Source organism: Nocardia aurantia, assembly GCF_009604425.1.
Classification (GTDB): domain Bacteria; phylum Actinomycetota; class Actinomycetes; order Mycobacteriales; family Mycobacteriaceae; genus Nocardia; species Nocardia aurantia.
In genome coordinates, this window is sequence record NZ_WEGI01000008.1 from 200,005 (window position 1) to 214,019 (window position 14,015).

Below are 14,015 nucleotides of genomic sequence, written 5' to 3' on the forward strand. Positions count from 1 at the left end.
GGTGCGGGTGTACGGCGACGACGCGGCGCGCGAGGCGCACCCCAGCGGCCGGATGGGGCTCGAGTTGCGGGTGGATCCGGACGGGCGGAATCTGGGAATCGCGGTGTGGCATCAGGGCAGGCATGTCGAGGGAACCGTCTCGACATCCCCCCGCGATCCGGACGGCGCCGGCATCGGTCTGAGCGAATTGGGTGACCGGGTGGTGCGATTGGCGAGCACCCTGGGAATCCCGGTCGACGCGCGGGATCCGGCGTCCGTGCGGACGGCGCTGGTGGCGGTGGCCCCGGAACGGTCATGGCGCGCCGGACGTTTCCGGGACGCCGCGCGGGAATACCTCGCCGGTTTCGACGACCCCGAGCGCTGGGCGGCGCTGCACACGCTCGCCGGACAGTTCCGCGGCGCCGGCGTGCCCAGTTCGCTGGACGGGCTGGTGCGGTGGCTCGCTCACGAGAACGGCAAGTCCCGGGACCATGTGCCCGACACCGAGGAATTCGGCATCTGGTTGCGGATGGTCCTGGACTGGCCGCGGGAACTGCCGACCGAGGCGGTCGATGTACGCGTGATCCTGTCCGCGATCGCGCGCTATCGGGCGGAGGATCTCTACGACGGATTCCCGCCCGGCGTGGCGCAACTGCGTGAGTTCGCGCACTGGAGCGCGGATCTGCACCGCGTCATGGATCTCACCGGTGCGTCGGCCGAGACGGCACACGCGTTGACACCGGCGCTGCGCGACGTGTCTCGCGTGGTGCGTGCCCGTTACGGCCTGGACGAGGCGGCGGGCGAACGTCCGGACGACCCCGCCGGGCCCGAACCGGTCGACCCGGACCTGATCCGCGAATTCGCGCACACGACCATCGCCGGGCACCGGACCGAATCCGCCCCGGAGAGCACACAGGACGAGGTCCGGAAGTTGTTGGACGCGGCGCGAATCGCGCTGTACTACGGATTCGGCAAACGCGCGGCCCCGCCGTACTACGCGACCCGCGGAACGCTCGAATATTCGGTGATGCTCGGCGAGATCGCGCGCCTGCAGGAACTGCTCGTCCGGAAATGGCCGCACGCCGAGGGACGGTCCTTCCGATTCCTGGAATTCGTCTCACGGCAGTACGCGCAGGCCTGGGATCCGTATCACCTCGTGCTGCGCTATCGGAGAATTCGCGACAGGTCGGCGGATCACGTCGTCGGATCCCTCGACGAGTTGACGGAGTTCGTGGCGACCGGGTCCGCCGAACCGGGCGGTACGCACGACGCCTTCCAGGCCGAGGAACAATGGGGCGCGGAGGAATACATCCTGCGCAACTACGTCGGCGAGTGGGTGGACGGGGTCTTCGTGCCCGCGGACGGCTTCCGGCCGGGCACACTCGACCTCCCTCGGTTCGTGCACCGGATCTACGCCCACGACCTCACGATCAACGACGCGATCATCCGGTTCCTGAAAGCCGCCGGATTCGTTCCGGGGCAGTTCGCGACCGCCGGCGACATCGGCGGAGGCAATGCGCTCGGATACGAACTCGGTACCGCCGGTTTCGTCCGGGGTGGTTTCGAGCAGATCCTCTACGAGGGGAACGAACAGGAGTGGAACGCCCTGCAGGCCGCCCGCGGACCGGGGCAGCAGAAGTACATCGACGCGCAGGGCATCCCGCGCACGTTCGAGAGCCGGAAGATCTGGCGGCAATGGGTACCCGCGATGTCCGACCTGTTCTCCCGGTATTTCCCGGATCACGACGCGGGAGCCGACGCCGACGCCACCATCGCCGGACTCCACCAGGCCTCCACACCCGTCCGCGGCAACGTCTTCACGCTGGGGCAGGGGCTGTGGGCGCTGTCCCAGATGACGTGGGTCCACGACTCGCTCAGCTGGGAACTCGCCGACGCCCTGGCCGCGTTCACCCGCGCCATGGAAGCGGGGACCGAATGCGCCGTGATCGCTTTCATGCTGAACGACCAGGACGAGAACGGCCCGGAGGGTAAGGGCAAGGGTTATTACGCGGGCGATGTCCTCTTCCCGAATACGGCCTGGCTGCGGGTGCCGTACCTGAGAATCATCCGCTCGAACCCGCGGGTGGAATCGGTGCGCGTACTCGAGGCCCACGACTTTCCCGGCGCCGGGGAGTCGATCTCCTACGCCGAGCACGGCCTCGGCGTCCTGGTCGTCACGTACTACTCGGACGAGGAGATGGCGAGCCGCGCGATGCGGCCGGAGCGGCATGCCGAGGCATGGCACGTGCCCGTCCCGGCCGACGTCGCCCCGGACTCGGCGGTCACCGTGATCACCGATCTCGTGAGCGACGTGATGTTCGACCGGCCGGAGGCGGACCGGGACGCCGTGGTGTCGGCAGCCGAGGAATTGCTGCGTGAGGTACGGCCCCGATTGACCGGACCGGCGGAATTCGCGATCGTCCTCGAGGAGGACGGCGTACGGCTCGACATCGCCCACACCGACGAGACCCCCGCGCCCGGGGAACGGCAACCCGAGCCGCTCGGCGCCGCAAGCGAATACCCGCCGGCCGTGCGCGGGGTCTTCACGGAACGGATACTCTCCGCCGGCCGTGCGAGCGCGGGGACCGGTCCGGGGGCCGACCCGACGGTCCCGCGGGGCGCGGCCGAACCGGGCGACGTCGAGCCGCCCGTGCCTCCCGCCGAGGACGTGCGCCGCCCGGCCCGGGAGGACGGTCCGTGGGATCCGGCGGTCGCGCCGCTCTCGCGGGATGTGCCCCCATGGGCGATGGGACATGCCGCGGCGGAGGGGCGTTCGGATTCCGGCACCTTCGGCGGCCGGTCGGCGGGTCCGACTCCGGCCGGCCGCGAGCGATCCGCCTCCGCGTATCCCGACCATCCGGCCTATCGCACCGCACCGTCCGGTCCGGGCGTCGTTACCGGTAATCCCTATCGCACGCAACGGGATTCGAGTACCGGCTCGGCGGTGTCGCCGGAGTCGGCGACGGTGTGGCTCGCCGAACTGCGTGCTGCCCGCAATGGGCGGGCCCGGCGCGTCCCCGCGGAACGACTGCGCGACCTCGCCGAGTTCGCCGCAAGCCTCGAGGAGATGACCTCGGCGACAGCGGAACTCGCGCGCCGCGAGGCCGAGGCGGGCGGTGTGGCCGGGAGGCAGGCCGCACTCATGCTGGTCGGCCGCCTCGTCGCGACGCTGGCCGACGCCCACCGAGACGTCCGGGCGCGACCCGCGGCAGTTCGTGCGCTGGCCGCGCTGAGCAGTGCGGACACCGCGCAGCTGGACCTCGTCGGTGGCCTGGTTTCCCTCGAGGCGGCCACCGCCGCACAGGGTGTCGACGAGAACGACCCGCTCGACGGGACCGCCTCGGATCCTTCGGTGGCGCACTATCACGCGCTGCGGGACCTCGCCAACTGGCTCGACATGACAGCGATGCTGCCGCTCATCGCGCCGGACAACGTGGCGCGGCACTATGACCGGGTGATCCGGCAGCTCGTCCCGCTGCGGCAGGAACTCGACGGGTGGCTGATCGGCGCCGTGGCGCGCAGCGTCGACGATGCCCAGACCTCGGAACGAGCGGGCCGGGCCGCCGCCCAGCGGTTGCGCACCGCCACGACGCGCGTTCGCGAACTCGACGAACTCCTGGGTTCGCAGCGCCCGCCGCGCGAATACCTCGACACAGAGCTCACCGAGGAAGTCCTGGGTTCGGTTGCGGCAGCGAGTGTTCGAAGTCCGGACCACCCGCACAACGAGGATGCCTTCCTCCTGCTGACGGCGACGGTCGGCGGCGAGGAAGTCACGGCGATGGTCGTTCTCGACGGGTTGTCCAGGCCGCGTGGTGGTCACCGCGCGTCCGCCGCCGGAAGGGACGCCGCCCGCGAACATATCGCCGCGGCGCTGGACGAAGCCGCGCGCACCGGCCGGCTGGACCCGGTCAGCGCGGTCCGCGGCGCGGTGGCGGCCGCCCAGGAGGCGGTGCTCGCCCTGGATCCCGAACCCGGCGCCGACAGTCCCCCCGCCACCACGATCGCCGTCGCGCTGCTGGAATCCGGCCGGCTCACCGTCGACTGGGTCGGCGACAGCCGGGTGTACTGGATACCGCTGGACGGGCAACCCGCGCGGCAACTGACCGTCGACGACTCGAACGTCCGAAAGGTCATGGACGGATTGGGTTTCTCCCGCGAGGAGGCCGAGCATTCGCCGTTCGGCCGTGGTCTCGCCCATTGTCTCGGCCGCTCCCTGGACGGACTGGAACCGCATGCGGAGACGGTCGAGGGCCTCCGCGGCCCCGGCATGGTCGTGGTGGCAACGGACGGAATGTGGGAGCCGATCAGCCCGGACGACCCCACGCCCCTCGTGGACATTCTCCGCGAGGCGCTCGCGGAGTCCGACGGCGATCCGCGCGCCATCCCTCGCGCCTTCGTGCGAGCGGCCATCGAGGCGGGCGGCCGCGACGATGTCACCGTCGCGGCGGCGCCGCTGACCGGAACCGCGCCCGATGTCAACGAAAAAGACTCTGCCGCAACAGATTCTGCCGAGCAACCGGCCGCCGCGGGGACCCCGTGGAGCGCCGCGGCCGCCCGCGTTCCCGCCGGTGCCGAGACTCGTGCCCCGCACACCGGATCCGCCCGCCCGCTGCGCGGCTCGATGGGGGTGCCCGATGCCGACGACCCCCTCGGCATCGACGGCAATCCACTCGATCACGGTCGCCGGTTCGAGCGAGGGAAGAGTCGCCCGGAGCAACTCGCCGTGACCTACGCGACCGGCGGTGGCTTCGCGCGCGGCGATCGGCGGGACCCGGACCCCGCCTCGAATACGGTCGCGGAATACCTGGCCGGACAGCGGGCCGAATTGGCGCGCATCAGAGCAGAATTGATCGAACTCGGCGGCGACAGCTGGCGCCGCCACGACTCCGGGAAGCCGTTCCGGCAACGGGTGCGAGAACTCGCCGTCGGATTGCGGGCCCGCGAGCGCACCGGAACCTTCACACCGAAACACCGGCGTGGCCTGGAATTGGCCGAGAAATTCCTCGAGCTCGAGCGCGACCTCACCGAGGCCGAAGGGGTTTCCGGCGGCCGGCCGACGCCGGAGACGCAGTCCGCGGCGGACGACCCCGCACCGCCGCCGTGGATGCGGAAGTCCGGCACCACAGAGCCGGTCGAGCAGTTCGCATTCCGGCGTTGGGACGAATTGTCGGTGCGGAATTCTCCGGATGTGGTCGCCGATGACGATCCGCTCGACAGGTGGCTCCACGAGCTGCGGGACGCGGGAGTCGACGACGCCCGATTCATGGCGGCCCTCGAACAGGTCTACGACTATCTACGTTTCGACTCCGCCTGGGTGCTGACCGCCGAACGCGTTGCGGAGCTGAAACAGGACGGAAAGATCTTCCTGTTGTCCTACGGTAATCCCGAGGACGGCAGCGCGGTATTCCTCGAACAGGTCGTCGGCATGCTCGGGCGTGACAAGGTCGTCGTGGTGACCTCCGGATGGGACCGCGGACACGGTGCGGCGACCGCACAGGGCACCGACAAGCCGCAGCGGCCGCACAGCACCGAGGCGGCACGGTTTCGCCTGATAGCGGAGCAGGCGGGCGCGCGGCCCGCGCGGTTCATCGAGGAACCCGCGGCGCCGAACACCGAGGGCAACGTGGTGCGTTCGATGGAACTGCTCGAACCCGAACTGCGACAAGACCATACCGACGCGGCCATCGTCACCACCTGGCCCGCGCATCTGCGGCGAGCCGTCAACGCCACCAGATTCTTTTCCCGGCTGCGGCGGGTGTATGCCGTCGCCCCCGATATCGCCCTCGACGCGTATCTGCGTTTCGGACATCGCTCGGCCCTGGATCCGGTGCGGTCCCCGCTCGACATCGCCGTCGCCATCCTGTCGGAATTGAAAGGCCTGCTGGAGTATTCGCTCGCCGGCAAACTGGCCGAGGAAGACGTACCGCTGCACATTCTCGGGGCCTACCGCCACGCCGTCGCAGCGCTGGACGGAGTCGCCCCCGCAGCGAATCTGGACCAGGCGATCGCCGACCGGACGGCTCGGGACCTCGCCGCTCCGAATGCCTTCCTGCCGACTCCGGCGGAACATATCGTTCCGGGACCGATGCGACTGGCGGTCAACATGATTCAGCACCAATTGGCGGTGCTGCCGGAGCAGGCCTTGCGGACGGTGCGGCTCGAGGACGTCACCGGCTGGATGAGCCGGTGGCTCGAATATCACCATCGGACCGAGCTCGCCACCCGGGCGGCCGCGGGCGAGGACGCGGCCACGGTCGGCCGGCAGGCCGCGCTCGAAGCGCACCGGAAGCGGTCGGCCCAACGCAGCGCGGAGTTGATGCGGGAACTGGATCGGATACTCGGACATCCCGATCGGGCACCGCACCGGCACCCTCCGGAAGACGACCGGCTCGCGGAGATCCGGCGATTGGCCCGGAGTTCCCCGCATTTCACGCCCCTGCTCGATGCGCTCGAAAAGTACTTCGCCGCAGTAGCTTTCGAACACGCGGCGCCCGCCGACGGACCGGAATCCCGTGCCGATGCCGCCCGGCCCGTCGCCGGGTTCCCGCTGCTGCGCATGCGCTACCTCGATGTCCCGGCCACCGGTTTCACCGGCAGACCGACGCAGCGTCACGTCGCACATCTCGCGGGCGTGCCGCAGTCGACGGTCAGCGTGGTACTCCGCCGGGCGGCGCCCGACCACTCGGATGCCGAGCAACTCATCCTGCTGGCCGCCGATTGGCTCGGTTACCCGATTCCGGCCGCGCTGCGATCCGCCCTCGATCCCGTTCTGGCCGGGCTCCGGCCGGATCGCCCCGCCGGGGACCGACCCGCGCCGACGCGGGACATGCCCCCGAAGCCTTCGCCGTGGGCACCGGGTGCGGCCCGCGCGACGAGCCGGATCGCCGACGCGTCCCCGGCCACTGCCGCGAATACGGCGACGGCCGAACCCGCGGGACCGACCGCCGGGATGCCGACGGCGGAACTCGTGGCGGCGCTGCGGCGGAGCGGCATCGTGGCGCAGTTGCCACCGATCGTGCGGGAGGCGTTGGACAACGACGAGGATGCCTTGGTCGAATGCCTCGAGCAGCTCACCCCCGAGCAGCAGCGGTTGCTGGGACTGCGGTTCGGCCGGCAACTGTCGGTCCGGCACACCGCGGAGACGTTGCGCCGCACCGCGGGCGCGGTGCGGACGGGACAGCGCACCGCCTTCCAGCGACTCGCCCACCTGCTGGAGAAGCATGCCGGTAACGATCCCGTGACGGTGGTGCTGGAGGCGCTCGAGCACGATCGGGATGCGTTCGACCGCTGCCTCGCCCAACTCGGGGCCGGTCAGCGCGCCGCCGTCGAGGGCCGGCTGCTACGGAATCTGTCCACCGCCGAACGGGTGGCAGAGCTCGGGCCGAATCACGCACAGACCTATTACCGTGCGATCCAACGGCTCTCGGCGTTGCTGCTCGGCGATGCCCAGGCCCGCCCCGGGGTGGACGCGGACCGGGAACTGGTCCGCGCCACGCCGGTTCGAATTCTGGCACCCGCCATCGCCCGGCTCGCGAACCCCTCCTACCGGCAAGCGCTGACGCTGCGATACGTGCGCGGACTGTCTCGTGCGGCGGCCGTCGCCGAAACCGGGGCCGGCACCGGGGCTTTCGACATGCGAGAGTTTCGCGCGATTCGCGCCGTCGCCGGATATCTGCGTGACGATACGACGGTCGTGGCGTCGGATCCGAACCACGTTGTGGTGCAAGCACTCTGCGGTGTCGGCGAACTGGAGTTCGTCCGCGGGCGCTACGGCGAGACCAGTCCGATCACGCTCCCCGGCCCGGACGCCCGCGCGATCATGCGGCAGATCGGTATCCACGCGCGCGAACTCGCCCAATACGCGCACGGCCGATGGACCGGCGGATCCATCGCCGAATTCGTCGCCCGCATCGAAAACTCCGGCGACCCCGCCGACTCGGCACTGCTGACGATCCAGTACCGGGACGACCGCCCCGACGACATCGACGCCCACGCCCTCAGCGTCACCACCGACGACACCGGCGAGTTACACCTGCATCGGACGACCCCGGGACCGGACGGCGAACCGGAACATCAACACTTCACCGGACCGGAAGCACGCGCCCGCCTCGCGCAACTGGCGGCGTTCGAGGCGGCCGGAGCGACTGTCTCGGCGATCATCTTCCACCGCGACGGCACTCCCGAGTCTCCGATCGATCCGGACAGCGTCGTCGACTGGACGCGCTCCGCGGGCCCCACCACCCGGATCGGCCGCGAGCGGAATGCGCCCGGGCTCCGCGCTCCGGCCGGCCCGGCCGCCGTACCGGTTCCCGCTCCCAATGCGGATGAGGCGACCGCCGATGAATTGCGCGACTGGACAGCCGGTCTCACCACCTCGGCGGCGTGGCGGGCCATGCTGGACCTTCGCGATCGGGTCGCCGAGCGATTGGCGGCGGTCGATCGCGGCGAGACGCCACCGATGACGGACCTGACCGATCCGGGACGGGCATTGAACGCCGTGCTGGCCGAGCTGCGGGCCAGATCCGGCGCCGCGATGGCCGCACTCGTCGACTCGGGAGATCCGCAGTGGACGAATGAACGGGATCTGGTCCGCACGGCGCGCGCCGTCACCGGCTGGGCGGACCTCGAGCTCGACATGCACCGCAGTGCGGAGGTTGTCACGAATGTCCTCGGGACCGTCCGTGCCCCGCGGTACGCGCCCAATCCGCTGCACGGCTTGCCGATCGGTTTCGCCGAGATCTACGACCACCTGACCCGGCTCGCCACGGCGCTGCGGGGTACATCCGTCGAAAAAGTACGGGCACAACTCATTTCGACCGCGATGGCGATACGGTCCGACGGCAACGGGCGCGAGACGCTGTTCTGGGTGGACCTCGCCGACAGCTACCTGGACACGCGATCCCGGCGGCAGCCCGATCCGGTGCTCGCCGCCGCCTTCGGTCGATTGCCCGATCGCGCAACGGCTTTCGCGCAAGCGCAGGGCGCGGAAGCGGACCGCCGCGCCGAGACCGGCGCCGATTACGTGCGCGATCTGCTGACGATCGCGATGCATCAACTGGTCGACACCACCGACCATGTGTCCGGACTCCGCAACCTGCGGCACGCCATCGATGTCCTGAACGAGCTGAACCGGCTCGGCGACCACCCGTCCCTGCGGGCCGCCGCCGCGGCGCTCGACCGCCTGCACACGCGGATGCGGAACGCCGCCTGGGCACAGCGCCGCGTGCACATCAGCACACCGCGGATCGCGGAGATCGCGCACGAATATTTCGTCGTCGGTAGCCGGCTGCGGGACGAACTGGCACTGGGGCTGGCGGAACTACCGGCAACCACCGGGGATGCCCGATCGGATCGGCCCATCCTGCCCTGGAGCGCGGAACCGGTGTTCTCGGCGATTCCGGTGCCGGGCGAACCGGTCGCGAGCGCACCCGGACGACCGCTGACCCCGGATGCGCTGTTCGAGGAGATTCTGCGCGTCGTGGGTAACGAAATCGTCGCCCAGAACATCATCGCGGAGGCCACCGCCGCGGTCGGCGACGACCTCACCGCGCTCGCCTCGACGGCCCACACCCTCGCGATCCGGCAATTGCGCTTCGCGCTGCACCGGCAGCAGGTACTCATCCGATTGACGAGTATGAAAGCCGAGCCGTCGAACCCGTTGCTTCGAGCGGTCGCCCTGGCGACCCGGCAACAATGGGACCGGCACCTCGCCGAATTCGACAGTGACCGGCTCGCCGCATTTCTGGACGTGTTCTGGCACGGCCGATCGAATCGAGCGGCGGTGGATATCGCGGACGATGTCGCGCATCGCCTCGCGATCCGGCTCGCGGCGGAGAATCCGCAACACCCGGACTCGGCGCGGCACGACGCGGGCCCGGCCGAGCCGGATCGGATCCCGGGGTTGCTGACGATCGCCGAATATCTTCCCCGCGGAGCGTCTCCCGGCCCGGCAGACCACCGTGTGCCCATGCCCGAGGATGTGGCGCGGCGGCTGATCGACGCGGCACTCCGAAAACTGCCGCAGGCCATGGCCGGTAACTACAATCTCAACATTCCCGTCGGTGATCCGGAAACCGGTCGATTCCTGGTACGTATCCGGCTGTCGGGTGGCGACGGACTGGACGCCAGGCCCGAGCTCGAATGGCGAATCTACGAAATACTCGCCAAATACCGCGTCCACCGGAGCCCCCGGCTGTTCGGGCTGTTCGACCGCGTCGACATGCCGGACGGCCGGCGGGTGAACGGCGTCCAGATTCTCGGATTCGTCGAGGACGCCCAGCGTGTCGCCGATATGGCCGCGCCGCCGGCGGAGCTCCTGGTACGCGAACTCGACGAGCTCTATCGGGAGCTCGCTGCCGTGCCGGTGCCCCATATCGATGCGGGTGAATTCATCCGGCAAATGGTGGCCGAACAGACGGAGCGATACCGAGCCGCGCTCGACGAATTCGGCGAGTATTTCGCGGCCGTCGGTATTCCTTCGCACCCCTTCGCACCGGTGGTGATGTGGTCTTGGTTGATGGATCCGGTGCGCAGCCAGATCGTCCACGGTGACCCGCATTTCGGCAATCTGCTCCTCGTCGTCGCGGACGGCCGGACCGAGGTGGTGGCGCTGGACTGGGAGCTGTGGCGGGTAGCGCCGCGCGATTACGACGCGGCGCGCCTGCACCTGCTGACGGGTATCGGCCGGGGCGCGAAGCCGCCCTACGGCGCCATGGAGTCGATCGCGCGGCTCATCCACGACACCATCCGGCTGACCAGGGCCGCGTCGTACGGGCTGCTGACACCGGAACAGATCGGGTTCGTCAACGACGAGTACGTCGCCGCCTGGACGGTGGCCTGCACGGAGTGGGCTTCGGCACCGGGCGCCGGTCTGCGTCGGATTTTGGCACTGGACTACTTGCCCATGCCGGACTTCCTGGTCACAATCGGTGCCCGGATACCTCCGGCGGTGGCCGGGATCCCGCCGGTGCTCCCCGTGCTGCCGCGCAATGCGCGGTCGTTCGCCGTCGATACCCGCTACTCGATCAGTTCGGCGCCGGCGCGGCCCGCGATCGTGGCCGACGGACCCCGGGAGTCCGCGCTGTCGTCGGCAGTGGCTCCGGACGCGAGCGTGCCGCCGCCGGAATTGAATATGTCCGATCTCACGAATGCCACCTTCGAGGAACTCTCCGAGCGTATGGCGGAGTTGACCGACGGTGACGCCCATACCGCGGTCAGATATCTGCACCGGTCCCTGACCGGTCACCTCGACATGCTGCATCGCGGTGAGACACCCCCCGCCGCGGAATTCATCGGCGCCGCTCGCGCACTCAACATCGTGTTGCTCGAACTGCGATACCGAATCGGCGAAGACACTCCGCCCGCCGCCGCCGTCCCGGACTATAAAACCCTGTTCGACACAGTGCACGACCTGCAAGGCTGGATCCCGGCCGTACGCGATATGCGAGCGGCGGCCGACACACTGTTCGCCGGCGTGGCGGCGTGTACCGACATCGCCTCGACGCTGCGCCGGACCGGCGACATCGCCCAGGACATGGGCCGCCTGGAATTCCAACTGGAACACAATCTTGGCCGGCTCCCGTTGGCGAGCCGCCGTCTACTGTCGCCCGGGGACGAGCCGGAGTCGCGGTACCGCAATATTTTCGGCGTCATCGCCACTGTGATCGCTGCTCCCTTCGCGTACGGCGAGGTTCCGGCATCGGTGACCGAGGTAGACCGGTTACTGCTGTCCCGCAGCGAATCCGGCGTCGATCCCACCGCCGTCGAGCTGTTCGCCACCCCGCACGGTGCCGCCGCGGTAACGGACACGGCTCACCCGCCGTTGCGAGCGGCCGAGTTCACGCGCCTGCTCGATACCGCCCTGTACCACCTCACCCGTACCCGGGACACCGCCACCGGACTCGACCTGCTGAACCGCGCCGCCGACCTCCTGACGGTCGCCACGACCCGCTACCCGCAGGAGCGGATCTTCGGCGACGCCCGCCGCGAAATCACCCGGCTGCGGGTCGAATTGACCGACCTGCGCGACACCGTGGCCGACTTCATGTGTCCCGGCGTCATCGCCGCGACCGTCCGCGCGTTGTCCGCGAAATCCGGTGTGATCGTGGCGACCGGGCAAGCGGCAGCAGCCCTCGAGCGGCTGGCCGTCCCGGCCGTGCCCGCCCCGTCCCCGGCATCCACTCCGGACATCGATCTGGATCTGCCGCCGGCGAAGGCGCGCGAATCGAGAGATCCGGCAGTGGCCCGGCCCTCGCGGGACGTCCCGCCGTGGGCGCTGGGGCACGCCTCGAGCGAAGGACGCTCGGACTCCGGAACTTTCGGCGGTGCGAGTGAGGCGGCGGCCGATGTCCCGATGGTGGCGCGGCTGCTGCCGGACCTGCACACGGCCGAGATCGTCGGACGCGAAGCGGCCGGTGAACTGCTCCCGGAAGAGGCGGCGGCCCTGGTCACCGGCCGCGAAGTGAAGAAGCGACTACTGGAGTTGATCAACGGCCGCACGGCCGCGCGGCGCGCTCTGGCCGGTCTCGGTCACGGAGTTTTCCCGGTATTGCGCGGGCATCGGAATGTGCCGCTGTGGCCGGACGGCGTCGTCGGCAGTATCACCCACAAGGACGGTTATTACGCTGCGGCCGTTGCGGATTCGCGGCAAGTACGGTCGGTGGGCATCGACGCCGAGGACAACGCGCCACTGCCGGACGGGGTGCTCGGCATGGTGGCGGCCGCAGGGGAGAGCCAGTGGCTCGAGGAAATCGGCCCGCCGGGCGGCGTGCATTGGGACCGAGTGCTGTTCTCCGCGAAAGAGGCTGTCTACAAGGCGTGGTTCCCCCTCACCGGGCACGAGATCGACGGCCCGGCCATCCGCCTGGTCGTCGATCCGGTCGGGATGACATTCCACGCGTACATCGACGTCGACGACGACACGAATATCGATCCCGCGTTGCGCGAGATGTCCGGCCGGGTCGCCACCACCGCGGACCGAATTCTCACCGCCGTCGTCGTGCCGCAGACCGGCGCCGACGACATCATTCCCGTTACCGGCACCGAGCACACGACGGACCCGATATCGGCCCCGGCCGAGCACGACGCGCCGGATCGGGGCGCCCGGCCGCCGGAGGAATGGACTGTCGCGGAGTTGAAGGCGGCCCTGCTGCGCTATCCCGGCTTCGAATACATCGCGGATCTGCCGGAGCCCGCTCCCGGTGAATTGCAGGGCGAGGAATGGCTGAAGACCCGGCGGCACGAAGCCGGGGAGCAGCATGTCCGCGGGCTGATCCGGATGGCCCGGCACGGCGAGCTGACCGAACGGGATGTCTTCGAACTCAGCCGGTTGGTGCGGCGCGCCCCGCTGCACGCGACCGTTGCCCTGATGACGATCGCCGCCCTGAATGCCGACATGCTGATACACCCCGAGAACCGCGGACCGCTGGTGTTCGAGCAGGAACGGAGTAAAGGTCCCGGCGGCGATTCCTTCGTGATGCGGAAGTTCCGGACGTATCGCGTCGGAGCGACGGCGGGTACCGGGCCGCGCGATACGAGCCAACTGACGTTCGTGCAGCGGCTCGTTCGCGCATTTTCCCTCGACGAACTTCCGCAATTGCTGGATATCTGGCACGGTGAGATGTCGCACAACGGTGGCCGGCCATTACCCGATCCGCATTTCGCGTACATGGCGACAGTGTTGTCGGAGGACGAGATGGTGCATCTGGCCGAACACGTCTTCGACGGGCTGTGGTCGGCGGGGCATTATCCGGGATGTCGTTCACTCGCCGATCAGTCGCCCGAATATCTCTACACGCGCTACCTGGCGAACGTACTCGTGAAGAAAGTGGCCTGCAAGCGCTCGGAGCAGTATCTGCTCAGAGTCGTCTTCCGCTATCTGCGGCATACCGCCGGTGAGGAGCTGCGAATAGTGCTGAACGAAATCGGCGCCGCGTTCACGCGGCAGTTCGGACACCGGCTCCCGAGTACCGGCGCATCCGGGACAGCGCATCCTCCCACCGGCGGGAATACCTGACAATCGTTCCCACCGGGCACCG

At 69.4% G+C, this 14,015-nt stretch carries 1 protein-coding gene (running past one end of the window); it reads left to right on the top strand.

Features of this window, described 5'->3' with window-relative positions; translation table 11 throughout:
• Positions 1–13,993 carry the 3' portion of a LuxR C-terminal-related transcriptional regulator gene (locus tag NRB56_RS19125; RefSeq protein ID WP_153344097.1) on the top strand. The gene continues 41,687 nt to the left of window position 1, outside the view, so 13,993 of the gene's 55,680 nt are visible here — the last part of the coding sequence; its start codon lies beyond the left edge, outside the window; its stop codon occupies positions 13,991–13,993.
• Positions 13,994–14,015: the final 22 nt, after the last annotated feature.